The 24,150-nt window shown below is 71.3% G+C and carries 21 protein-coding genes; 13 read left to right on the forward strand and 8 right to left on the reverse strand.

The window, feature by feature from the left end; all coding sequences use genetic code 11:
* Window positions 1-138: 138 nt before the first annotated feature.
* On the reverse strand, window positions 139-1,074 hold the full coding sequence (locus tag QMG39_RS15570) for a COX15/CtaA family protein (protein ID WP_281886577.1): 936 nt from the start codon (window positions 1,072-1,074) through the stop codon (window positions 139-141).
* Window positions 1,075-1,325: 251 nt separating this feature from the next.
* On the opposite strand from QMG39_RS15570, the gene sufB reads away from it, so the two are divergent.
* From sufB to QMG39_RS15595, 5 genes are read left to right on the forward strand one after another with little or no spacing between them, the layout of a single operon-like run.
* On the forward strand, window positions 1,326-2,744 hold the full coding sequence (sufB, locus tag QMG39_RS15575; protein WP_281886579.1) for a Fe-S cluster assembly protein SufB: 1,419 nt from the start codon (window positions 1,326-1,328) through the stop codon (window positions 2,742-2,744).
* Window positions 2,745-3,956: a Fe-S cluster assembly protein SufD gene (gene sufD / locus QMG39_RS15580; RefSeq protein ID WP_281886581.1), complete on the forward strand. Its 1,212-nt coding sequence runs from the start codon at window positions 2,745-2,747 to the stop codon at window positions 3,954-3,956.
* The gene (locus QMG39_RS15585) at window positions 3,953-4,279 is read left to right on the forward strand and encodes a non-heme iron oxygenase ferredoxin subunit (protein ID WP_281886583.1); all 327 of its coding nucleotides are present in this window, start codon (window positions 3,953-3,955) and stop codon (window positions 4,277-4,279) included. The genes sufD and QMG39_RS15585 overlap by 4 nt, the downstream gene beginning before the upstream one ends.
* 50 nt (window positions 4,280-4,329) lie before the next feature.
* Window positions 4,330-5,094, forward strand: a complete 765-nt coding sequence (gene sufC, locus QMG39_RS15590; protein WP_281886585.1) for a Fe-S cluster assembly ATPase SufC — start codon at window positions 4,330-4,332, stop codon at window positions 5,092-5,094.
* A 5-nt stretch (window positions 5,095-5,099) separates the two neighbouring features.
* Complete coding sequence (locus QMG39_RS15595) at window positions 5,100-5,429, forward strand: metal-sulfur cluster assembly factor (protein WP_281886587.1); 330 nt, start codon at window positions 5,100-5,102, stop codon at window positions 5,427-5,429.
* A gap of 78 nt (window positions 5,430-5,507) precedes the next feature.
* On the opposite strand, the gene QMG39_RS15600 is transcribed toward QMG39_RS15595, so the two are convergent.
* Entirely contained in the window at window positions 5,508-7,553 is a 2,046-nt protein-coding gene (locus tag QMG39_RS15600; protein WP_281886589.1) for a M3 family metallopeptidase, read from the reverse strand.
* Window positions 7,554-7,604: 51 nt separating this feature from the next.
* Here QMG39_RS15600 and QMG39_RS15605 point away from each other — a divergent pair, with 51 nt between their 5' ends.
* The 3 genes from QMG39_RS15605 to QMG39_RS15615 all read left to right on the forward strand — a co-directional run bounded on the left by QMG39_RS15605 (window position 7,605) and on the right by QMG39_RS15615 (window position 9,334).
* Entirely contained in the window at window positions 7,605-8,438 is an 834-nt protein-coding gene (locus QMG39_RS15605) for a methyltransferase domain-containing protein (protein WP_281886591.1), read from the forward strand.
* Window positions 8,439-8,510: 72 nt separating this feature from the next.
* Entirely contained in the window at window positions 8,511-9,131 is a 621-nt protein-coding gene (locus QMG39_RS15610) for a winged helix-turn-helix domain-containing protein (protein WP_281886593.1), read from the forward strand.
* Window positions 9,128-9,334: a hypothetical protein gene (locus QMG39_RS15615; RefSeq protein WP_281886595.1), complete on the forward strand. Its 207-nt coding sequence runs from the start codon at window positions 9,128-9,130 to the stop codon at window positions 9,332-9,334. The genes QMG39_RS15610 and QMG39_RS15615 overlap by 4 nt, the downstream gene beginning before the upstream one ends.
* 34 nt (window positions 9,335-9,368) lie before the next feature.
* Here QMG39_RS15615 and QMG39_RS15620 read toward each other — a convergent pair whose 3' ends face one another.
* The 4 genes from QMG39_RS15620 to QMG39_RS15635 all read right to left on the reverse strand — a co-directional run bounded on the left by QMG39_RS15620 (window position 9,369) and on the right by QMG39_RS15635 (window position 14,343).
* Window positions 9,369-9,620 (reverse strand): hypothetical protein, encoded by a 252-nt coding sequence (locus QMG39_RS15620; protein WP_281886597.1) that lies wholly within the window; start codon window positions 9,618-9,620, stop codon window positions 9,369-9,371.
* Entirely contained in the window at window positions 9,620-12,199 is a 2,580-nt protein-coding gene (gene valS, locus QMG39_RS15625) for a valine--tRNA ligase (RefSeq protein WP_281886599.1), read from the reverse strand. The genes QMG39_RS15620 and valS overlap by 1 nt, the downstream gene beginning before the upstream one ends.
* Before the next feature lie 113 nt (window positions 12,200-12,312).
* Window positions 12,313-13,638, reverse strand: a complete 1,326-nt coding sequence (locus tag QMG39_RS15630) for an MFS transporter (RefSeq protein ID WP_281886601.1) — start codon at window positions 13,636-13,638, stop codon at window positions 12,313-12,315.
* A 36-nt stretch (window positions 13,639-13,674) separates the two neighbouring features.
* Window positions 13,675-14,343: a hypothetical protein gene (locus QMG39_RS15635; protein ID WP_281886602.1), complete on the reverse strand. Its 669-nt coding sequence runs from the start codon at window positions 14,341-14,343 to the stop codon at window positions 13,675-13,677.
* Window positions 14,344-14,699: 356 nt separating this feature from the next.
* Between QMG39_RS15635 and ileS the strand changes: the two genes are divergently transcribed.
* The 4 genes from ileS to ndk are packed head-to-tail and all read left to right on the forward strand — an operon-like array spanning window position 14,700 to window position 20,156.
* On the forward strand, window positions 14,700-17,990 hold the full coding sequence (gene ileS, locus QMG39_RS15640; RefSeq protein ID WP_281886604.1) for an isoleucine--tRNA ligase: 3,291 nt from the start codon (window positions 14,700-14,702) through the stop codon (window positions 17,988-17,990).
* The gene (locus tag QMG39_RS15645; protein ID WP_281886606.1) at window positions 17,987-19,339 is read left to right on the forward strand and encodes a bifunctional folylpolyglutamate synthase/dihydrofolate synthase; all 1,353 of its coding nucleotides are present in this window, start codon (window positions 17,987-17,989) and stop codon (window positions 19,337-19,339) included. The genes ileS and QMG39_RS15645 overlap by 4 nt, the downstream gene beginning before the upstream one ends.
* Entirely contained in the window at window positions 19,336-19,737 is a 402-nt protein-coding gene (locus tag QMG39_RS15650; protein ID WP_281886608.1) for a DUF4233 domain-containing protein, read from the forward strand. Before QMG39_RS15645 ends, QMG39_RS15650 begins: the two co-directional genes overlap by 4 nt.
* Window positions 19,734-20,156 carry a nucleoside-diphosphate kinase gene (gene ndk / locus QMG39_RS15655; RefSeq protein ID WP_281886610.1) on the forward strand — a complete coding sequence of 141 codons (423 nt, stop codon included), beginning with the start codon at window positions 19,734-19,736 and terminating at the stop codon, window positions 20,154-20,156. The genes QMG39_RS15650 and ndk overlap by 4 nt, the downstream gene beginning before the upstream one ends.
* Before the next feature lie 67 nt (window positions 20,157-20,223).
* On the opposite strand, the gene QMG39_RS15660 is transcribed toward ndk, so the two are convergent.
* A complete protein-coding gene (locus QMG39_RS15660) occupies window positions 20,224-20,865 on the reverse strand; it encodes a vitamin K epoxide reductase family protein (RefSeq protein ID WP_281886612.1) in 642 nt (213 codons plus the stop codon).
* A gap of 270 nt (window positions 20,866-21,135) precedes the next feature.
* On the opposite strand from QMG39_RS15660, the gene QMG39_RS15665 reads away from it, so the two are divergent.
* On the forward strand, window positions 21,136-23,655 hold the full coding sequence (locus QMG39_RS15665; protein WP_281886614.1) for an Rne/Rng family ribonuclease: 2,520 nt from the start codon (window positions 21,136-21,138) through the stop codon (window positions 23,653-23,655).
* Window positions 23,656-23,664: 9 nt separating this feature from the next.
* On the opposite strand, the gene QMG39_RS15670 is transcribed toward QMG39_RS15665, so the two are convergent.
* Complete coding sequence (locus tag QMG39_RS15670) at window positions 23,665-23,940, reverse strand: DUF4031 domain-containing protein (RefSeq protein ID WP_281886616.1); 276 nt, start codon at window positions 23,938-23,940, stop codon at window positions 23,665-23,667.
* Window positions 23,941-24,150 lie beyond the last annotated feature (210 nt).

A 24,150-nucleotide genomic window follows, 5' to 3' on the forward strand; every position in this document is an offset into this window, starting at 1 on the left:
GGCGTCTTCAACCGGCCCGTGACGAAATGTCGGATGCCTCGGGCGACACGCCGCGTGCGGCGGGCGACACGCCGCGCTCTGCGGCGCCGATCCGAGCTTCCTTCACGCGAGGTGCGCGCCGGGTGGTGTCGGGCCGGGTCAGCGGGTGAGGGCCTCGGCGGGATCGGGGGAGTCGGCGGCGACCGGGGCAGGCGCCTTCAGGTTGAGCACCACCGTGGTCATCGCTGCGGCCGAGAGGGCCGCGAGCACCATGTGCACGCCGACCGCGAGCGGGGGCAGGCCGTTGCGGGCCTGGAAGACGCCCACGGCGATCTGGACGAGCACGACGCCGGTCAGCACGAGGAGCCACTTCAACGGCCGCAGGCGCGCCACCGCGGCCCACACGACGAGCACCAGGAGGAGCGCGCCGAGCACGTAGCCCGGCCAGGAGTGCACGTGCGCGAGGAGGCTCGCGTCGACGCCCGTGCGCACGACGTCGTCGTCGCCCGAGTGCGGGCCGGAGGCCGTCGTCATCACGCCGACGACGACGGTGACGGCCAGCGCGAGGGTGGTGACGTGGGTGAGGATCGCGAACGGCCTGGGAACCGCGAGCTCGCGGCGGCCGGCCGGAGCGTGCATGCGCACGAGGAACGCTGCGGCGATGCACACGATGACGACCGACACCGTGTAGTGGAAGCCGACGAGCGCCGCGGCCAGTTCCTGCCAGACGACGAACGCGCCCACGAGCGCCTGCACGACGACGAGCACGAGCACGAGCAGCGCGAGCCGGAAGAGGTCCTTCCGCTCCCGGCGCAGGCGCCACACGAACAGCACCACGAGGAGTGCGGCGAGCAGGAGCGGCCCGCTGATCGTGCGGTTGCCGAACTCGATCACGCCGTGGATGCCCATCTCGGGCGTCGGCGTGAGCGACCCCGGCACGCAGACCGGCCAGTCGCTGCATCCGAGCCCGGAGGCGGTCAGGCGGACCGCGCCGCCGGTGGCGATGATGAGCACGTTGAGCACGAACGACACCCATGCGGTGATGCGGATGCGGCGATCGACGTGGTCGGGGAGCCAGGCGACGAAGCGGTTCACGGTACTCGATCCGGACGCGACGGTCTGGGACGGCGCTGGGAGTCTGCCCCGGACGGTTCGCGACCCTATAGACTTGGGTGGTTGACGAGCATGCGCAGGCGCGCAGGACGCAGGAATGCGGCCGATGCTCGGATTCCATCTTAGGTACGCAATGCAGCCACCCGCACATCACTCCCGAACCGCGCTGCGCCTCGAACGCGGAGAGGGGAGCGAGCCGGACTGATATCCGGGGGGTGGAGAAGAGGAGAACGATGACCGACGTCCTCATCGACCGTCCGGAGCTCGAGGGCCTGGGCCAATACGAGTTCGGCTGGGCCGACTCCGACGTGGCCGGAGCATCGGCGCGCCGTGGGCTCTCGCCCGAGGTCGTGGCCGACATCTCGCAACTGAAGGACGAGCCGGAGTGGATGCGCAAGCGTCGCCTCCGCGCCCTGCAGCTGTTCGACCGCAAGCCCATGCCGAGCTGGGGCGCGGACCTGTCGGACATCGACTTCGACAACATCAAGTACTTCGTCCGCTCGACGGAGAAGCAGGCCCAGACCTGGGAGGACCTGCCCGAGGACATCAAGAACACGTACGAGCGGCTGGGCATCCCCGAGGCGGAGCGCAAGCGCCTCGTCGCGGGCGTCGCCGCGCAGTACGAGTCCGAGGTCGTCTACCACCAGATCAACGAGCAGCTCGAGGCGCAGGGTGTCATCTTCATGGACACCGACACGGCGCTGCGCGAGCACCCCGAGTTCTTCGAGGAGTACTTCGGAACGGTGATCCCGGCGGGCGACAACAAGTTCGCCGCGCTGAACACCGCCGTCTGGTCGGGCGGGTCGTTCGTCTACGTGCCGCCGGGCGTGCACGTCGAGATCCCGCTGCAGGCCTACTTCCGCATCAACACCGAGAACATGGGCCAGTTCGAGCGCACGCTCATCATCGCCGACGAGGGCTCGTACGTGCACTACATCGAGGGCTGCACGGCGCCGATCTACAAGAGCGACTCGCTGCACTCGGCCGTCGTCGAGATCATCGTCAAGAAGAACGCCCGCGTGCGCTACACGACGATCCAGAACTGGTCGAACAACGTCTACAACCTCGTGACCAAGCGGGCCACCGCGGCCGAGGGCGCCACCATGGAGTGGATCGACGGCAACATCGGCTCGAAGGTCACGATGAAGTACCCGTCGATCTTCCTCATGGGCGAGCACGCCAAGGGCGAGACCCTGTCCGTCGCGTTCGCGGGCCCCGGCCAGCACCAGGACGCCGGCGCGAAGATGATCCACATGGCGCCGCACACGCAGTCGTCGATCGTCTCGAAGTCGATCGCGCGCGGCGGCGGCCGCGCCGGATACCGCGGCGAGGTCCGGGTGGACGCGAACGCGCACCACTCGGCGAACACCGTGCGCTGCGACGCGCTGCTCGTCGACACGGTCTCGCGCTCCGACACGTACCCCGCGATCGACATCCGCGTCGACGACGTGCACCTCGGCCACGAGGCGACCGTGTCGCGCGTGAGCGAGGAGCAGCTGTTCTACCTCATGTCGCGCGGCCTGCCGGAAGACGAGGCGATGGCCATGATCGTGCGCGGCTTCATCGAGCCGATCGCCCGCGAGCTCCCCATGGAGTACGCGATGGAACTCAACAAACTGATCGAGATGAGCATGGAAGGATCCGTCGGCTGAATGACGTCCGCAATCCAGACGCCACCCGTCGCCCCCGGTAGCAGGGCGCACAGCGACGGAGCCGGTGCATTCGTGCCGGTGCAGACCCGAACCGAGCGCACCCGCTCGTACGACCCCGCCGACTTCGGCGTGCCCGCGGGCACCGAGGTCGACTGGAAGCACACCCCGATCGCCCGCATCGCGGGCGTCCTCGCGGATGTCGCGACCGACGACCGCCCCGGCGATCCCGCCGTCGACTGGCAGCTGTCGGGCGACGACGCGGTGCGCGTGGGCACGCTGGCCGTCGGCCAGTCGCCCCGTGGCGAGGCCTTCACCCCCGAGGACCTGCCGAGCGCGCTCGCGTGGAAGCACACCGACGAGGCGCTCCACGTGGTCGTGCCGAAGGACGCCGAGCTCGCCGAGCCCGTCGTGATCCGCCTGACCGGCAACGGCGCCGAGCGCCGTGCCAACGGCCACGTCGTGATCGAGGCCGAGCCGAACGCGCGCGGCACGATCGTGCTCCGCCACGCCGGCAGCACCCAGTTCGCGCAGAACGTCGAGGTGCTCGTCCGCGAGGGTGCGAACCTCACCGTCGTGAGCGTGCAGGAGTGGGCCGACGACGCGGTGCACGCCGCCGCGCACCAGGCCCGCGTCGAGCGCGACGCCTACCTCCGCCACGTCGTCGTCTCGTTCGGCGGCGGGGTCGTGCGCCTCAACCCGAGCGTGGAGCTGGCGGGCGAGGGCTCGGAGGCCGAGCTGTACGGCCTGAGCTTCTCCGACGCCGGCCAGCACTTCGAGAGCCAGGTCTTCCTGCACCACAAGGGCCCGCACACGCGCGGCGACGTGCTCTACAAGGGCGCACTGCAGGGCGAGACGGCCCGCAGCGTGTGGATCGGCGACGTGCTGATCGGCCGCGACGCCGTCGGCACCGACTCGTACGAGGCGAACCGCAACCTGGTGCTCACGCCCGGCGCGCGCGCCGACTCGATCCCGAACCTCGAGATCGAGACCGGCGACATCCAGGGCGCCGGCCACGCGAGCGCGACCGGCCGCTTCGACGACGAGCAGCTCTTCTACCTGCAGGCGCGCGGCATCCGCGAGGACGAGGCGCGTCGCCTCGTCGTCATCGGCTTCCTCGCCGAGATCGTGCAGAAGGTCGGCGTGCCGGAGCTCGAGGAGCACCTGGCCGAGGCGATCGAGGCCGAGCTCGCCGGAGGGGTGCTCCCCTCGTGAGCGCGGTCCGCGTGTGCGACGTCGATGCGCTCGAGGCCGACGAGGCCCAGCGTTTCGTCGTCGAGGGCACGCCGATCGCGGTCGTGAAGGACGCCGCCGGAGACGTGCACGCCATCGGCGACACCTGCACCCACGGAGACATCTCGCTCGCCGAGGGCTTCGTGGAGGACGACACGCTCGAGTGCTGGGCGCACGGGTCGAAGTTCTCCCTGAAGACCGGCAAGCCGCTCACCCTCCCCGCCTACGAGCCCGTTCCCGTGTACCGGGTCGAGCTCGCGGACGGCGGCGTCTACATCGACCCGACCGTCACCCTCAACGTCTGAACCCCCGACCACGGCGCGTTGCGCGCCGGGAAGTGAAAGCAACCAGAACCATGTCTGTCCTCGAGATCAAGGACCTCCACGTCAACGTCGAGACCGAGCAGGGCACCCGCGAGATCCTGCGCGGCGTCGACCTGACCATCCGCAAGGGCGAGATCCACGCGATCATGGGCCCGAACGGCTCGGGCAAGTCCACCCTGGCGTACACGATCGCCGGCCACCCCAAGTACACGGTCGTCTCCGGCTCCATCACCCTCGACGGTGAGGACGTCCTCGAGATGAGCGTCGACGAGCGCGCTCGCGCGGGCCTCTTCCTCGCCATGCAGTACCCGGTCGAGATCCCCGGCGTCACCGTCACCAACTTCCTCCGCACCGCCAAGACCGCGATCGACGGCCAGGCCCCCGCCGTGCGCGGCTGGGTCAAGGACGTGCGCGAGTCGATGGCGAACCTGCGCATGGACCCCGCGTTCGCCGAGCGCAACGTCAACGAGGGCTTCTCGGGCGGCGAGAAGAAGCGCAACGAGATCCTCCAGCTCGAGCTGCTGAAGCCCGACTTCGCGGTGCTCGACGAGACCGACTCCGGCCTCGACGTCGACGCGCTGAAGATCGTCTCCGAGGGCGTCAACCGTGCGAAGGAGCAGACCGGCCTCGGCGTGCTGCTGATCACGCACTACACGCGCATCCTCCGCTACATCACGCCCGACTACGTGCACGTGTTCGTCGCCGGACGCGTGGCCGAGGAGGGCGGCCCCGAGCTGGCCGAGCGTCTCGAGGAGGAGGGTTACGATCGCTATCTGGACGGCGCGGTCGTAAGCTGAGTCCCATGGTTTCGACGCTGGCACCGGAGAAGTTCGATCAGGTCGAAGAGGCGCTCAAGGACGTCATGGACCCCGAGCTCGGGGTCAACGTCGTCGACCTGGGCCTGATCTACGACCTCGGCTGGGACGACGAGCACGACGCGCTGATCATCCACATGACGCTCACGAGCGCCGGATGCCCGCTGACGGACGTGCTCGAGGAGCAGACCGCGCAGGCGCTCGACGGCGTCGTCGACGCGTTCCGCATCAACTGGGTGTGGATGCCGCCGTGGGGTCCCGAGCGGATCACCGACGACGGGCGCGACCAGATGCGGGCCCTCGGCTTCGCCATCTGAGGCCGCGCCACCCGGCACCACGCGACAGACGAACGCGCCGGCGCCCTCGGGCGACGGCGCGTTCGCGCATCCCGGCGACTACGAGTCGAGCCCGCGGCGCCGCAGCAGCGGCTCGAGCTCGGCGTCGCGGCCGCGGAAGTCGCGGTACGCCTCGAGCGGGTCGCCGCCGCCGCCCACGCCGAGCAGCCGCCTGCGGAACCGCTCGCCGTTCTCGCGCGTGAGCCCGCCGTGCTCGCGGAACCACTCCACGGTGTCGGCGTCGAGCACCTCGCTCCAGATGTACGAGTAGTACCCCGCGCTGTAGCCGCCGGCGAACGTGTGGGCGAAGTAGGTGCTCGAGTAGCGCGGCGGCACGAGCGGGTCGTCGAGACCGGCATCGGCCAGCGCACGGGCCTCGAACGCGGCGACGTCGTCGACCACGTCGTCGGCGGCCAGACGGTGCCACGCCTGGTCGAGCATCGCCGCGGCGAGGTACTCGACGGTGCCGTGGCCCTCGCCCCACTGCTCGGCGGCCAGCAGGCGGTCGACGAGCTCCTGCGGCATCCGCTCGCCCGTCTCGTGGTGCACCGCGTAGTTCGCGAGCACCTCGGGCCAGAGCATCCACATCTCGTTGACCTGGCTCGGGAACTCGACGAAGTCGCGGTACACGCTGGTGCCCGAGAGCTTCGGGTACGCGGTCTGGCCGAACAGGCCGTGCAGCGCGTGCCCGAACTCGTGGAAGAGCGTGCGGGTCTCGTCGTAGGTGAGCAGCGTCGGCTCGCCGGCGGGCGGCTTCGGCACGTTGAGGTTGTTCACCACGACGGGCAGCGTGCCGAGCAGCGTCGACTGCGTGACGATCGGGTTCATCCACGCCCCGCCGCGCTTGGAGTCGCGGGTGTACACGTCGGCGACGAACAGGCCGACGGGGGAGCCGTCCTCCTCGTGCACCTCGAAGACCCGCGCGTCGGGGTGGTAGGCGACGAGGTCGTCGCGCTCGGTGAAGCGGATGCCGAACAGCTCCGTCGCGGCGAAGAACACGCCGTCGTGCAGCACGCGCTCGAGCTCGAAGTACGGGCGCATCGCCGCGGTGTCGACCGCGTAGTCGCGGGCGCGCACCTGCTCGGAGTAGAAGGCCCAGTCGGATGCCTCGATCGGCCGCGCTCCGGGGATCGCGGCCGCGACCGCGGCGAGGCGCTCGCGTTCCGCGCGGGCGTTGCGCGCGGCCGCCGGCGCGAGCGAGCCGAGCATCTCCGCGACCGCCTCGGGCGTGCCGGCGGTCTGGTCGGCCGTGATGTATGCGGCGTGGTCGGCGAACCCGAGGAGCCGGGCGCGCTCGGCGCGCAGCCGCACCAGCTCGAGCAGCACCTCGCGGGTGTCGTGCTCGTTGCCGCGGGAGCCGCGCGAGCGCGAGGCCTCCATGACGCGGTCGCGCATCGACTCGTTCGTGAGCGAGGAGAGCCAGGGCTGACCGGTCGGCAGCACGAGCGTGACCAGGTAGCCGTCCAGCCCGCGCTCGGCGGCCGCGGCCGCGGCGGCGGACCGCTCGCCGTCACTCAGCCCGGCGAGGTCGGCGGGGTCCTCGGTGTGCACGGCGAGCTCGTTCGTGTCGGCGTGCAGTCGCTTCTCGAACCGGGTCGACAGCGTCGAGAGGCGCTGGTTGAGCTCCTTCAGCCGCTCGGTCTCGGCGGGGCCGAGGCCGGCGCCGGCGAGCGTGAACTCGCGGTGCGTGCGCTCGAGCAGGTACCGCGACTCGGGGTCCAGGTCGAGGTCGTCGATCGCGGCGTGCAGCGCGTCTATGCGGCGGTGGAGCGCCGGGTCGAGGCGGATCGCGTCCTCGTGGGCCGCGATGCGGGGGGCGAACTCCTCCTCGAGCGCGTCGAGCGTCGGCGTCGAGTCCGCCGAGCTCTGGTTCGAGAACACCTCGAGTACGCGTCGGAGGGTCTGGCCGCTCAGCTCGAGCGGCAGCATGGTGTTGGCGAAGGTCGGCGCCTCGACCTGCTCGGTGATCGCGCGCACCTCGGCGAGCTGCTCGGCCATGCCCTGCTCGAGGGCAGGCTCGTAGTGCTCCTCGCGGATCTCGGCGAACGGCGGGAGCTGGTACGGGAGCGTGCTCGGCGTGAGCAGCGGGTTGAGCGACTGGGCCATCCGTCCAGCCTAGGCGGGCCGGACCGGCGGCGACGCCCCTAGGCTCGTGTCATGGGCACGGACATCGACCGGTCTGAGGTCGCGCCGCGGGACGAGTACACGCACGGCCACCACGAGAGCGTCGTGCGCACGCACGCGTGGCGCACGGTGGCGAATTCGGCCGAGTACCTCATTCCCCACCTGCAGCCGGGTGCCAAGGTGCTCGACGTGGGCAGCGGGCCGGGCAGCATCACCATCGACATCGCCCGGCGCGTCGACCCGGCCGTGGTGCGCGGGGTCGATGCGTCGGCGGAGATCGTGGCTCAGGCGGCCGGCCTCGCCGCCGACAACGCCGTGCACAACGTCGAGTTCGCCGTCGACGACGCGTACGGACTCGACGCGGAGGACGACTCGTACGACGTGGTGCACGCCCACCAGGTGCTGCAGCACCTCGGTCGCCCGGTGGACGCGCTGCGCGAGTTCCGGCGCGTGCTGAGGCCCGGCGGGGTCGCCGGCGTGCGCGACGTCGACTACGGCGGGGTGATCTGGTACCCGCTCATCCCCGCGCTCGATCGCTGGCTGGACGTGTACCGGCGCGTGCACGTCTGGAACGGCGGTGAGCCGCTGGCCGGCCGCACGCTCAAGCACTGGGCCGTGGCCGCCGGGTTCGCACGGGTCGACGTCAGCGCGTCGGTCTGGCTGTTCTCGAGCCCGGCGGAGCGCGAGTGGTGGGGCACCTCGTGGGCGGAGCGCGCGGTCGAATCGACCTTCGCCGCACACGCCATCGAGTCCGGCCACGCCGACTGGAGCGACCTGAAGGAGATCGCAGCGGGCTGGCGCGAGTGGGCGGCGCACGAGGACGGCTGGCTGCTCATGCCGCACGGGGAGGTCATCGCGCACGCCTGACCTCGGAAGATGCAAAGAAGCATTTGCAAAGAAATGCTTGCAAAGAATTCTTTGCAGGCGTAGCCTGTGGGCATGGACACTCCCGAGCAGGACCGCCCCGACGCCGCGACGTCGCACCCGCGCGTCGCCGACCTCGGCACCCTGAAGGCGCTCGGGCACCCGCTGCGCATCGAGATCTTCGACGCGCTGTCGCTCTACGGACCCGCGACCGCGAGCATGCTCGCGGAACGGCTGGGGGAGTCGAGCGGCGCGATGAGCTACCACCTCCGCCAGCTGGCGGACCACGACCTCGTGCGCGAGGTCGTCGGCAAGGGCACGGCACGCGAGCGCTGGTGGGAACGGACGCCCGGGGGACTGTCGGTCGCGCCGCCCGACCACGTGGACGATCCCGCCTCGAAGGCGGCGGCCCAGGTGGTGGTTGACCACGTGCAGCATCAGCGGGAGCGTCTGCTGCGCGAGTTCATCGACCGCGGCATGCACGAGCTCCCCGAGCGCTGGCTGCACGCGAGCGTGATGTCCACCGCCAACCTGCACCTCACGCCCGAGCAGCTCGACGAGGCCTCGAACGAGATCATGTCCGCGATCGAGGCGGTCGTCGCCCGGTACCGCGGACTCGACCTGCCGGGCTCGCGCCCGGTTCAGGTGCAGCTCAACGCATTCCCGCTGGTCGATGGAGAGGAAGTCCCCGAATGACCGCCACCGCACTCCCGATCCACGCCCACCGCGTCCCCGCAGACCGTATCGAGCGGCTCGCCACGCGCGCCGGGGTCGAGCTCACCCGTTGGGCCAGCCGTCGCCGCGCGCGACGCGCGGCGATGGTCCCGAGCACCGCGCGTCGCGTGAGCGAGGCGGAGGTCGCCGAGTTCCGCCTCCGCATCGGCGTCGGCATGCGCTGACCCCGGCAGCCCGCCGATCGGCGGGCGCCGCCGCTCACCAGTCGTCGTCGGCGTCGTCCTCGGGCTCGGCGGGCTCGACGACGGGCGCGAGCGCACCCGGTCGCTGCCGGACCCGCGTGCCGTCGTCGAGGGTCGCGATCGCCAGGCCCTCGAGCCAGGTGAGCGTCCAGTACTGGCCCTCGAGCGCGGCGGCCCGCGACTCGGCATCCGCGATCGCGGCACGCACCGGCTCGGGCACCGCCGCGGGTGCGGTGGTGCCGGCGGGCCAGCGCGTGCCGAGTCGCATCAGACCTCCGCGGGCGCGAGCACGACCTCGCTGACGCCGAGCTCGTCCGCCTCGTCGAAGTCGAGGGCCTCGATGCGGCCGACCGCGCGCAGGTCGCCGGCGGCCTGGGCGAGCAGGGCGATGTCGGCCGCGGGTCCGCCGATGCGGGCCTGCGAGACCGGGGTCCGCTGCGAGGCCTTGGCGTCGGTCTTCGCGCGGCGGATGCCCGTGAGTGCCGCGCTCGCGAGGCGGAGCAGCTCGGGGTCGCCGGCCTCGTCGAGCGCCAGCTCGTCGGTGGTCGGCCAGGCCGCGCGGTGCACCGAGCCCTCGTGCGACCACGACCACGCCTCCTCGGTGGCGAACGGGATCACCGGGGCGAACAGGCGCAGCAGCGTCGACAGGGCTCGGTTGAGCGCCGCCACCGCCGAGGCCTGCTCCGGGCCGGCCTCGCCGTACGCGCGCTCCTTCACGAGCTCGAGGTAGTCGTCGCAGAACGTCCAGAAGAACGTCTCGGTCAGCTCGAGCGCACGCGCGTGGTCGTACGCGTCGAGGGCAGCGGTCGCCTGCTCCACGACGGCGCGCAGCGTGGCCAGCATGCTGCGGTCGAGCGGCTCGGTCACGGGGGCATCCGCCGTGCCCTCGAACCCGAGGATGAACTTCGACGCGTTGAGCACCTTGATGGCGAGTCGGCGCCCGATCTTCACCTGGGTCGGGTTCTGCGGGTCGAAGGCGGCGTCGGTGCCGAGACGCGACGACGACGCCCAGTACCGCACCGCGTCGGAGCCGTGCTGCTCGAGCAGGCCCGCCGGGGTCACCACGTTGCCCTTCGACTTCGACATCTTCTTGCGGTCGGGGTCGACGATGAAGCCCGAGATCGCGGCGTTGCCCCACGGGGCCACCCCGTGCTCGAGCTCGGCGCGCAGCGTCGACGAGAACAGCCAGGTGCGGATGATGTCCTGGCCCTGCGGGCGCAGGTCGTACGGGAACACCAGGTCGAACAGGTCGGGATCGCGCTCCCAGCCGCCCGCGAGCTGCGGGGTCAGCGACGAGGTCGCCCAGGTGTCCATGATGTCGTGCTCGCCGACGAAGCCGCCGGCCTCGCCCCGCTGCGACTCCTCGAAGCCCGGTGCGGGCTGCGACGACGGGTCGACGGGCAGCATGTCCTCGGTCGCCACGATGGGCTCGTCGAAGCGCGGCTCGCCGTCGGCGCCGAGCGGGTACCAGACCGGGATCGGCACGCCGAAGAAGCGCTGGCGCGAGATCAGCCAGTCGCCCGAGAGGCCGCCGACCCAGTTCTCGTAGCGCACGCGCATGAAGTCGGGGTGCCAGTCGATGTCGCGGCCGCGCTCGACCAGGCGGTCGCGCAGCGCCTCGTCGCGCGCGCCGTTGGCGATGTACCACTGGCGCGTCGAGACGATCTCGAGGGGGCGGTCGCCCTTCTCGTAGAACTTCACCGGGTGCGTGATCGCCTTCGGCTCGCCGAGCAGGTCGCCCGACTCGCGCAGCAGGTCGACCATGGCCTTCTTCGCGCTGAACACGGTCTTGCCGGCCAGCTCGCCGAACGCGGCGAGGCCCGCCTCGGAGTCGATCGCCTCGGGGGCATCCGCCACGATGCGGCCGTCGAAGCCGATGATCGCGCGGTTCGGCAGGTTCAGCTCGCGCCACCAGGTCACGTCGGTCACGTCGCCGAAGGTGCAGATCATGGCGATGCCGGTGCCCTTGTCCTTCTGCGCGAGGTGGTGCGCCACGACGGGCACCTCCACGCCGAACACCGGGGTGGTCACGGTCTGGCCGAACAGCGGCTGGTACCGCTCGTCGTCGGGGTGCGCCACGAGCGCCACGCAGGCGGGGATGAGCTCGGGCCGGCTGGTCTCGATCTCGATCGTGCCGCCGTCGGGGCGGTGGAACGTCACCCGGTGGTAGTGGCCGGGCTGCTCGCGGTCCTCGAGCTCGGCCTGCGCCACGGCGCTGCGGAACGTCACGTCCCACATGGTGGGCGCGAGCGCCTGGTAGGCCTCGCCCCGGGCCACGTTGCGCACGAACGCGCGCTGCGAGGTCGTGATGGCCTCGTCGGCGATGGTGCGGTAGGTCTGGGTCCAGTCGACCGACAGGCCGAGCGTGCGCCAGAGCGCCTCGAACTGCAGTTCGTCCTCGGCGGTCAGCCGCTCGCAGAGCTCGATGAAGTTGCGGCGCGAGATCGGCACCTGGTCGGCGGGCTTGATCGTCTTGCCCTCGGTGCCCTCGTGCGGCGGCGTGAAGCCGGCCTCGTAGGGCAGCGACGGGTCGCAGCGCACGCCGTAGTAGTTCTGCACGCGGCGCTCGGTCGGCAGGCCGTTGTCGTCCCACCCCATCGGGTAGAACACGGAGCGACCGCGCATGCGCTGGAAGCGTGCGACGACGTCGGTGTGCGTGTACGAGAACACGTGGCCGATGTGCAGCGAGCCCGACGCGGTCGGCGGGGGCGTGTCGATGGAGTAGATGTTCTCCTTCGTCGCCTGATCGCGATCGAACCGGTAGGTGCCCTGGTCCTCCCAGACGGTGCCCCAGTTCTGCTCGAGTCCTTCGAGTGCGGGCTTGTCGGGAATGCGCGACGACGTCATGTGGGAACTCCGGTTCGATATGTGCGGCACCGAGTCAATGTGGAGGTGCCTGAGTGTGCGATTGAGGGCATTCTAGCCGGATGCGCCCGTGAGCAGGCCGTGCGCCGCGGGCGTCAGGCGGACGCGGGCTCCTGGGCGCGGCGGCGTGCGATCGCGGCCGCAGCAAGTGCGGAGCCGAGCGTCAGCGCCGACATGACGGCGAGCACGACGCCGGGGTGCCACCACGCGAACGCCGAGGCCTCGCCGAGCGTCAGCGTGAGTGCCGGCACGAACCCCGAGACGACGGCGGCGATGCTGTACGCGAACGACAGCGCGGAATAGCGGAAGTGGTCGTCGAAGAGGTCGCCCATGAGCCCGCCGAGGCTGGCCCAGGCCATGGTCGGCAGGATGCCGCCGATGATCATCGTGCCGACGAGGATCGGGAACGTGGCGAACTGGAGCAGCCAGTACATCGGGAACGCGATGAGCAGGGTGCCGAGGGCGCCCCACGCGACCACCCGGGCCGATCCGATGCGCGTCGCGAGCCAGCCGAAGGTCGGGATGGTGACGAGCTGCAGCAGCCCGCCGATGGTCGTCGCGACGAGCAGGTCCTGGAAGCTGAAGCCGAGCGTGGTGACGCCGTAGTTCACGGTGTAGGTGTTCATCAGCGAGTAGGAGCCGATGCCCAGGAGCGCCGCGCCGACGGCGACGGCGATCGCCACGGGCTGGCGCGCGAACATCGCGAGGAACGGCACGCGATCGCGGCGGTGCTCGGCCACGAGCTCGCGGAACACGGGGGTCTCGTCGATCGACCAGCGCAGGTAGAGCGAGACCAGCAGCAGCGGGATCGCCGTGAGGAACGGGATGCGCCAGCCCCACTCGACCATGGCCTCGGTCGAGAGCAGGGTGGTCATGACGATGAACAGGGTCGCGCTGAGGATCGAGCCGACGGGGGAGCCGAGCTGCGGGATCGCGGCGAAGAACGGCCGGCGACGGGCATCCGCGTGCTCCGTCGCGAGCAGCACCGCTCCGCCCCACTCGCCGCCGAGGGAGAGGCCCTGCAGCACGCGCAGCACGACGATGCCGATCGCGCCGAGCCATCCCGCCGTCGCGTAGTCGGGCAGCACGCCGATGAGCCCGGTGGCGACGCCCATGAGGGTGATCGTCACGATGAGCGTGCGGCGCCGGCCGATGCGGTCGCCGAGGTGGCCGAAGACGATGGCGCCGATCGGGCGCACCACGAACGCCAGCGCGATCGCGAGGAACGCCGACAGCGTGCCGCCGAACGCGCCGAGCGGTTCGAAGAACAGCGGGCCGACGAAGAACGCGGCGAAGTACGCGAAGACGTAGAAGTCGTACGACTCGAGTGCGGTGCCGACGAACGAGGCGGTCGCGATGCGCCGGATCGGTCGCGAGGGTCGGTCGGGCGTGGATGCGGGCGCGGTCGCTGCGTTCGTCACGCCCGGCATCCTACGCGGCTCCCGCGCACCGTGACGTCAGCCGCGGACGACCTCGAAGGTGTGGCTCGTGATGCCGCCCGGGCCCTCGAGCGTGACCGTGTAGATCTCGCTCTCCTCGGAGCACTGGAAGCTCACGCCCTCGTAGACCTCCTCGTTCGGGAAGACCTCCTCGTACGGCGCGGCCTTCGCGTCGGTCGTGCCGATTCCGAACCACGCCTGCTCGGCCCCGTCCGACATCCACTGGAACCGCAGCGGCACCGACGAGACGCCGTCGCAGTTCGCGATCTCCGGCTCGTAGGCGGTGGTCGTGAAGACGGGCGCCGGGGTCGTGTCCCCGCCGCCGCCGTCGGTCGAGCCGCCCCCGCCCGAGGCGTCGTCGCCGCCCTCGTCGGTGTCGTCCTCGGGCTCCTCGGATTCGGTCGGCTCGGGCTCCGTGGTCTCGGTCGCCGTCGGCGACGGCGCCGCCACCGGCTCCGCCTCGTCGGACCCGCCCGTGAGCAGCAGCACCACGAGCACGATCACCGCGATCAGCAGCACCCCGGCGAGGATCGAGATGAGGATCAGCGCGGTGCGGCGCCCATCGGTCTCGGGCGACTCCTCCGGTGCGGGATCCGCCTGCACCGGGGTCATCGGCACCGTCTCCGCGTGGTCGATCGGCCGCGTGGCGTCCGCGTCCTCGGGCCGGTTCGTTCCGTCGTCGCTCATCGCGTCCTCCGTGTCGTGCCGCGTGATCCGCTCGTCGGAGACGAGGGTAGGGGACCGGCGGGCCGAGTGGGGGGCCTGTGCACAGGCATCCGACCCCCAGTGCGGGTGACGGATGCCCCACCGCGGGCGATACACTGAAGCCAACGACGTCGATCCGGCCATCACCGGGGAGTCTCCGGAAGAACGCGGGCGGGTGCGCAGCATCCGCTCGTCACTAGAACCGGACGGGGCTGGCCCGTCACAGCCAATGAACGAGCGGTTCCGGGTCTCCCCGGGGCAATCGAGGTGGTACCGCGACGGCGTCCGAGGGGCGACCGACGTCCTCGTGACGAACGCACGTCCTCCCAGGAGACCCGTTGTATCCCCGCACTCCGAACGACCGCGGCGAGGTCGCAGCCTCCCCGAACTTCCCGGAACTCGAGCAGCAGGTGCTCGCGTTCTGGCAGGACGACGACACCTTCCAGGCCTCGATCGACCAGCGCGAGGGCGCCGAGGAGTGGGTCTTCTACGACGGCCCGCCCTTCGCGAACGGCCTGCCGCACTACGGCCACCTCCTGACCGGGTACGCGAAGGACGTCTTCCCGCGCTTCCAGACGATGCGCGGCCGTCAGGTGCACCGCCGGTTCGGCTGGGACACGCACGGCCTGCCCGCCGAGCTCGAGGCGGAGCGGCAGCTCGGCATCACCGACAAGAGCCAGATCGAGGAGATGGGCATCGCGGCGTTCAACGCCGCCGCCCGCGAGTCGGTGCTGCGCTACACGCGCGAGTGGCAGGAGTACGTCACGCGCCAGGCGCGCTGGGTCGACTTCGAGCACGACTACAAGACGCTCGACGTGACCTTCATGGAGTCGGTCATCTGGGCGTTCGCGCAGCTGCACGAGAAGGGCCTCGCGTACGAGGGCTACCGCGTGCTGCCGTACTGCTGGCGCGACGAGACGCCGCTGTCGAACCACGAGCTGCGCATGGACGACGACGTCTACAAGATGCGCCAGGACCAGACCGTCACCGTCACCTTCCCGCTCACGGGCGCGAAGGCCGAGGCGCTCGGGCTCACCGCGGTGCGCGCACTCGCGTGGACGACCACGCCGTGGACGCTGCCGACGAACCTCGCGCTGGCCGTCGGCCCCGAGATCGAGTACGCCGTCGTGCCCGCGGGCCCCGCCGGCACGCCCGACGCGACCGTGCTGCGCGAGCGCGCGGGGGAGAGCGACACCGAGGTGCTGGGCGGCGAGTACCTGCTCGCGCGCGACCTCGTCGGCAACTACGCGAAGGACCTCGGCTACGAGTCCGCCGACGACGCGGTCGCGGCGATCTCGCGCACCGTGCGCGGCGCCGACCTCGACGGCGTCACCTACGACCGCCTGTTCGACTACTACGCCGACGTCGAGGCGTACGGCCTCCAGAACGCCTGGCGCATCCTCGTCGCCGACTACGTCACGACCTCCGACGGCACGGGCATCGTGCACCAGGCGCCCGCCTACGGCGAGGACGACCAGCAGGTGTGCGAGGCGGCCGGCATCCCCGTGGTCATCTCGCTCGACGAGGGCGGCCGGTTCCTGCCCGCGGTGACGGATGTCGCCGGGCAGCTGTGGTCCGACGCCAACAAGCCGCTCACCCAGCTGCTGAAGGCCGAGGGGCGCCTGCTCCGCCAGGCGAGCTACGAGCACTCGTACCCGCACTGCTGGCGCTGCCGCAATCCGCTCATCTACCGCGCCGTGTCGAGCTGGTTCGTGCGCGTGCCCGAGTTCCGCGACCGCATGGTCGAGCTGAACCAGGGGATCGGCTGGGTTCCCGAGAACGTCAAGGACGGCCAGTTCGGCAAGTGGCTGCAGGGCTCGCGCGACTGGTCGATCAGCCGCAACCGGTACTGGGGCTCGCCGATCCCGGTGTGGAAGAGCGACGACCCCGCGTACCCGCGCGTCGACGTGTACGGCTCGCTCGAGGAGCTCGAGCGCGACTTCGGCCGGCTGCCGGTGAACGCCGACGGCGAGCCCGACCTGCACCGGCCCTACATCGACGAGCTGACCCGCCCGAACCCCGACGACCCGACCGGGACGTCGACCATGCGCCGCATCCCCGACGTGTTCGACGTGTGGTTCGACTCGGGGTCCATGCCGTTCGCGCAGGTGCACTACCCCTTCGAGAACCGCGAGTGGTTCGACACGCACCACCCGGCCGACTTCATCGTCGAGTACATCGGGCAGACCCGCGGCTGGTTCTACGTCATGCACGTGCTGTCGACCGCCCTGTTCGATCGCTCCGCGTACCGCAACGTGGTCAGCCACGGCATCGTGCTCGGCAGCGACGGCCAGAAGATGTCGAAGTCGCTGCGCAACTACCCGGACGTCAACGAGGTGTTCCACCGCGACGGCTCCGACGCGATGCGCTGGTTCCTCATGGCGAGCCCGGTGCTGCGCGGCGGCAACCTCATCGTGACCGAGGAGGGCATCCGCGAGGGCGTGCGCCAGTTCATGCTGCCGCTGTGGAGCACCTGGTACTTCTTCTCGCTCTACGCCAACGCGACCGGGTACGAGGCCCGGCGTTCGACCTCCTCCGAGGACGTGCTCGACCGGTACCTGCTCGCCAAGCTGCACGACCTCTTCGCGGGCGTGACCGACGACCTGGAGCGCTTCGACGCGACGATGGCCGCGGCCAAGCTCCGCGACTTCGCCGACGTGCTGACCAACTGGTACGTTCGGCGCTCGCGCGACCGGTTCTGGGACGGCGTCGGCGACGACGGCACGGGCCGCGAGGCGTTCGACACGCTCTGGACCGTGCTCGAGGCGCTCTGCCGCCTGGCCGCCCCGCTCGTGCCGCTCGTCGGCGAGACCGTCTGGCGCGGGCTCACCGGCGGGCGCAGCGTGCACCTGGCCGACTGGCCCACGGCCGACGAGTTCCCCGCCGACCCGGACCTGGTCGCGACGATGGACGCCGTGCGCCAGGTCAGCTCGACCGCGCTCGCACTGCGCAAGCAGGCGGGACGACGGGTGCGACTGCCGCTCGCGGCGCTCACGGTCGTGGCAGCGGATGCCGCAGGGCTCGAGCCGTACGCCGCGATCCTGCGCGACGAGCTCAACGTCAAGTCCGTCGAGTTCGTGACCCTCGACGAGGGCAGTGCCGACGCCTACGGCATCTCGCGCCGCCTGTCGGTCAACGCGCGTGCCGCGGGCCCGCGCCTCGGCAAGCAGGTGCAGGCCGCGATCCGCGCGGCGCGCGAGGGCGACTGGGCGGAGCAGGACGGCGTGGTCGTCGCGGGCGGCATCGAGCTCGCAGAGGGCGAGTACGAGCTCGCGCTGGTCTCCGGCGACGCCGACGCCGACTCCCGCGCGATCGGCCTGCTGCCCGGCGACGGGTTCGTGCTGCTCGAGACCGCGACGACGCCGGAGCTCGAGGCCGAGGGCCTCGCGCGCGACGCCGTGCGCGCTGTTCAGGACGCGCGCAAGGCTGCCGGCCTCGAGGTCTCGGACCGCATCCGGCTGCGCCTCGTCACCGAGTCGCACGCCGCGCCGGCGTTCGAGGCGCACCGTGCGCTCATCGCCGACGAGACGCTCGCCGTCGCGCTCGACGTGGCCGTCGACGGCCTCGGCGACGACGCGACGAAGCTCGCCGGCGGCGCGAAGCTCGCCGTGGAGGTGACGCGGGCATGACCGACGAGTTCCGCGACGCGGCCGACGCCGTGTTCTCCGCGCTGCTCGCGCGCATCGGCGAGCAGGCGCCGCAACCCAGGCTCGGCCCCTCGCGCCGCCTGATGGACCTGCTCGGCGACCCGCAGCGCGCCTACCCGGTCATCCACGTCACCGGCACGAACGGCAAGACCAGCACCAGCCGCCTGATCGAGGGCCTCCTGCGCGCCCACGGGCTGCGCACCGGGCTGCTCACGAGCCCGCACATCGAGCGGTTCACCGAGCGCATCCTGGTCGACGGCGAGCCCATCACCGACGAGGCGGTCGCCCGCAACTGGGACGACATCACGCCCTACGTCGAGATGGTCGACGCCGAGCTCGAGCAGGCGGGCGACGTGCCGCTGACGTACTTCGAGGCGCTCTCGGGCCTCGCGTTCGCGGCCTTCGCCGACGCACCGGTCGACGTCGCCGTGATCGAGGTCGGCATGGGCGGCGAGTGGGACTCGACCAACGTCGCCGACGGGCAGGTCGCGGTGTTCACGCCGATCGACCTCGACCACACCTCGCGGCTCGGCTCGACGGTCACCCAGATCGCACGCACGAAGTCGGGCATCATCAAGCCCGCGGCATCCGTCGTCTCGGCCCGGCAGTCGCCCGAGGCGGCCGACGTGCTCGCCACGGCGAGCCGGCTCAGCGAGGCGACGCTCTCGGTCGAGGGCGACGCCTTCGAGACCACGGCGGCCGCGGTGGCCGTCGGCGGGCAGCTGCTCTCCATCCGCGGCATCGCCGGGGAGTACGCCGAGGTCTTCCTGCCGCTGCTGGGCGCGCACCAGGCCCAGAACGCCGCGGTCGCGATCGCGGCGGTCGAGTCGTTCCTCGGCTCGGGCGAGCACGCGCTGTCGCGCGACGTCGTCGAGGAGGCGTTCGCGGTCACCACCTCGCCCGGGCGGATGCAGCTGGTCGGCGTCGAGCCGACCGTGCTCGTCGACGCGGCGCACAACCCGCACGGCGCGCACGCCCTCGTCGAGGCGGTGCGCCAGGTGTTCGACTTCGACGAGATCGCCGTGGTCGTGGGCGTGCTGGGCGACAAGGACGCCGCGGGCATCCTGCGGGAGCTCGACGCCATCGCCGACCTGATGCTCGTGACGCAGTCCGAGTCCGATCGCGCGATCCCCGCCGAGGCGCTCGCGCAGCAGGCGGTCGCCGTCGTCGGGCCCGAGCGCATCGCCTCGTACGACCGCGCCGAGGACGCGTTCGAGGCCGCGCACGACTGGGCGTCCGAGGCGCCCCGCCGCGCCGTCGTCGTGACCGGCTCGATCACCCTGGTCGCCGAGGCCATGGCCTTCGCCGACGACCGGGAGTGGAAGCCGTGACCGCCGCCGACCCGCAGCAGCCCGATCCCCGGCCCGTGCCCGCGCGCTCCGTGCGCCGCAGCCTCGCGAGCATCGTGCTCGGGTTCGAGCTGTTCATCGTGCTCCTGGCCGCGCTCACGATCTTCGGGCTGTCGCCCGCGCCCTTCGGCGACGACGGCATCCCGCGCTGGTGGGCGCTCGTCGGCGGCGGCGTGCTGCTCGTGGCCCTGCTCGCGATCATGGCGCTGCTGCGCTTCGAGGGCGCCTACGTCGCCGGATGGGTCCTGCAGGGGATCCTCCTCGCGACCGGCTTCCTCAACCCCGCGATGTTCTTCGTGGGCGCACTCTTCGGCGGCATGTGGTGGTACGCCATGGTCGCCGGTGCACGTATCGACCGCACACGGAAGGAAACCGCATGACCACCCCGATCGAAGAGACCCTCGTCCTCGTCAAGCCCGACGGCGTCGCCCGCAACCTCACCGGCGAGATCCTCCGCCGCATCGAGGCGAAGGGCTACGCGCTGGTCGACGTGCGACTGCTGCAGGCCGACCGCGAGCTGCTCGCCACCCACTACGCGGAGCACGAGGGCAAGCCCTTCTACGAGCCGCTCATGGACTTCATGCAGTCCGGCCCGATCGTCGCGATGCGCGTCGCGGGCAACCGCGTGATCGAGGGCTTCCGGGTGCTCGCCGGGCAGACCGACCCCACCACCGCCGCCCCCGGCACGATCCGCGGCGACCTGGCCCGCGACTGGGGCCTCCCGGTGCAGCAGAACCTCGTGCACGGCTCGGACTCGCCCGAGTCGGCCGAGCGCGAGCTCGCACTCTGGTTCGACTGATCCCGTTCGGCCGGGCCCGGGTACTGCCGGGTCCGGCCGCCGCGATCAGGTCCGCCGGCCGCCGGCGTCAGCCGAACAGGTCGAACCAGATGCGCGGGATCGCGTCCATGCGCAACTGCGCCTGCACGACGACGATCAGGTAGCAGACGACGGTGATCAGCGGGATCCAGCCCGAGAGCACCGCGCCGATGCGGCGAACGGATGCCCCGCCGCCGAACACGCCCTCGGCGACGTTCCGCAGGGTCACCGCCCAGAACGTGGGGATCGTCACGGCCCAAGTGAGCATGCACCACGGGCAGAGCACGTCGAGCACGTAGATGCTCTGGAAGATCAGCCAGCACACGAACCCGAGCGCGGCGGTGACGCCGACGTTGAAGCCGATCCAGAACCAGCGGGAGAACCGGGCGCCCGAGAGCAGCGCCATGCCGATCGTGATGACGACGGGCCAGCAGACCAGGCCGATGATCGGGTTCGGGAAGCCGAGCACCGCGCCCTGCTCCGACGCGAGGTTCGTCGAGCAGCCCACCAGCACGCTGAAGTCGCACGACACCGAGTGGCTCGGGTCCTCGAGCACGGCGATCTTCTCGACCATCAGCTCGAACGCCGCGATGAGGCCGGTGACGCCGGCGATCACGAGGAACACGGCGAGGGCGATCGGGCGCGGCGGCGCCTCGGAATCCGTCCGGGAGAGGTCTTCGGTCGCGGTCACCGGGCGATTATGTCACGCGCGGGTCAGCGCGGGTGCCCGCGTCCATGCGATAATCGAGCCAGCCGTCCGGACCGCGTCCGGCAGGCGCTGACGAAGGTTTGCGGATGCAGGGGCATCCGGATGACGGTCGGACGACCGGAAGATGTGGCAGCCAGGACACCGGTCCGGCTGCGAAGCGAAGGATTCGCGGAGACCCACGAGGGGTCGCCGCTCGAGAGAGTACCGGAGTGGTGACGCGGTCACCCCGTCCGGTGTAGGAGTGCACCAGCGATGGTGGAAGGTACGAACGAGCAGACCAACGAGACGAACCAGCCGCAGGAGCGACGGGCCCGACTGTTCGGCGGTCGCCGGCGCGCGGACGAGCAGTCGGTCGAGCAGGCGCCCGAGACGGTGACGGATGCCGCTGCCGAGGCGGACGACGCCACGACGACGTCGCAGGACGCGGACGTCGAGGCGGACCCGCAGGCGGCCGAGCCCGCCGAGGCCGGCGTGACGGAGTCGGCCGACGCCGACGACGCGCCCGCGGGTGCGGACACCGATGCGGAGGGCGGTGCGGACGCGGAGGCGCCCGCCGACGAGACGCCCGCGGCCGTCGAGGACGCCGGCTCCGAGGCATCCGCCGACGACTCGGACGCGCCCGCCGAGGAGGAGGCCGCGCCCGAGCCGAGCCCGATCCCCGACGCGCTCACGACGACGTCGCTCATCTTCCACGCGCCCGACGTGACGCCGCTTCCCGCCCGCCCCGGCAGCCGGGCCGAGCAGGAGGACGACGAGCCGCGACAGGGCTCGTCGAAGCGCCGCCGTGCCCGCCGCCGCAGCGGCGAGGACCGCGCGCCCGGATCGGACGACCCCGAGAACACCGTCGTCAAGGTGCGCAAGCCCCGCGAGCAGGAGCCGATCACCGAGCCGCAGAAGGTCAAGGGCTCGACCCGCCTCGAGGCCAAGAAGCAGCGCCGCCGCGACGGCCGCGACGCCGGCCGCCGGCGCGCGGTCGTGACCGAGGCGGAGTTCCTCGCCCGGCGCGAGGCCGTCGACCGCTCGATGGTCGTGCGCGCGAAGTCGGGTCGCATCCAGATCGGCGTGCTGGAGGACGGCGTGCTCGTGGAGCACTACGTCGCCCGCAACCAGGACGCCTCGCTCATCGGCAACGTCTACCTCGGTCGCGTGCAGAACGTGCTGCCCAGCATGGAGGCCGCCTTCGTCGACATCGGCCGCGGTCGCAACGCCGTGCTCTACTCGGGCGAGGTCGACTGGGACGCCGCCGCCGAGAACGGCGAGAAGAACCAGCCGCGCCGCATCGAGCTCGCGCTGAAGCCGGGCGACCGCGTGCTCGTGCAGGTCACCAAGGACCCGGTCGGCCACAAGGGCGCGCGCCTGACCAGCCAGGTCTCGCTGCCCGGCCGCTACCTCGTCTACGTGCCGAACGGCTCGATGAACGGCATCAGCCGGAAGCTCCCCGACACCGAGCGTGCGCGCCTGAAGAAGATCCTCAAGGAGGTGCTGCCCGAGAACGTGGGCGTGATCGTGCGCACCGCCGCCGAGGGCGCGACCGAGGAGCAGCTCACGCGCGACGTGAACCGGCTCACCGCCCAGTGGGCCGACATCAGCTCGCAGCTCGAGAAGGTGCAGGCTCCCGCGCTGCTGCACTCCGAGCCCGACCTGCTGATCAAGATCGTCCGCGACGTCTTCAACGAGGACTTCCAGAAGATGATCATCTCGGGCGAGGACGCGCGCCAGACCATCGAGCGCTACCTGCGCCAGGTCGCGCCCGACCTGCTCGAGCGCGTCGAGAAGTACGAGGGCGAGCGCGACGCGTTCGACGAGTACCGCATCACCGAGCAGATCGAGAAGGCGCTCGACCGCAAGGTCTGGCTGCCCTCGGGCGGGTCGCTCATCGTCGACCGCACCGAGGCCATGACCGTGATCGACGTCAACACCGGCAAGTTCGTCGGCTCGGGCGGCAACCTCGAGGAGACCGTCACCAAGAACAACCTCGAGGCGGCCGAGGAGATCGTCCGCCAGCTCCGCCTGCGCGACATCGGCGGCATCATCGTCGTCGACTTCATCGACATGGTGCTCGAGTCGAACCGCGACCTCGTGCTGCGCCGGCTCGTCGAGTGCCTCTCGCGCGACCGCACGAAGCACCAGGTGGCCGAGGTCACCTCGCTCGGCCTCGTGCAGATGACCCGAAAGAAGCTCGGCCTGGGCCTCCTCGAGTCGTTCAGCGAGGCCTGCGAGACCTGCGCCGGCCGCGGCATCATCGTGCACCACGAGCCCATCGCGAAGCACCGCTCGGCGCAGCAGCCCGAGCGTCGCCGCGGTCGTGGCGGCGGCGGTGGCGGTGGCAACGGCGGCAACGGTGGCGGCCAGTCGCAGCAGGGCGGCGGCAAGTCCGAGCAGAAGTCGAACGGCCACGCCGGCACGCACGGCATCACCGAGGACGCGAAGCACGCCCTCGCGCAGATCGCCGCCTCCACCCTCGCGCACGAGCGGCAGGAGGAGGAGGCCGCGGCTGCGGCAGCCGCCGCCGAGACGAGCACGCCGGACGCCCCCGCCGAGTCGGCTCAGGAGCCCGTGCAGATCCTCGACATCCCGCTCGAGGGCCAGTCGCGTCCGAAGCGCCGGATGCCCGACGCGGACGCCGAGTCGCTGCTCGGCTCGGTGCTCGACTCGCTGCCCGCGCCCAAGCAGCCCGGCGAGGGCCGCACGAAGTCGCGCCGGGTCACGACCGCGGCGCTCCAGGGCAACGCTGCGCAGCCGATCGTCACCCGCCGCGACGCGGGGGAGTGACGAGCGACCTCAGCCGCCGTGGCGGCGGGTGCGGGCGGTGATCCGCAACCCGCTGTCGCGGAGGCGGACGACGAGGTCGCGGTTGCTGACCGGTTCGGCACCCGCGGCGACGAGCTGGTCGTAGCGCTCCGCCGGAACGTCGTAGTGGTCCAGGTCGAAGGCGCGTTCGGGGATTCCCGCGGCGCGGGCGAAGGCGTGGAGCTCGTCGAGCGAGCGGTCGCTGACGAGGTGCGACCAGAGCGTTCCGTGGGCCGGCCACATCGGGCGATCGATCAGCACGGCCATGCGATCGAGTCTACGTGCGACGCGCCGACGGAGGCCGTTTGACCGCCCGCCTCGCGTCACGTAGAATCGTCTGTTGGTGCGTCTCCGCTTATCCCGGGTCCGCCCAAGGTTTTCTGGCAGCTACGACCCTCCTTCCCGCTGGGGTCTTCCGCGCAGTGACATCCTCAACAACACGATGGAGCCGATGAGGCTCCCTGGAGATTGGTACGA

It is taken from the genome of Agromyces rhizosphaerae (genome assembly GCF_027925245.1).
In the GTDB taxonomy this organism is placed as follows: Bacteria; Actinomycetota; Actinomycetes; order Actinomycetales; family Microbacteriaceae; genus Agromyces; species Agromyces rhizosphaerae.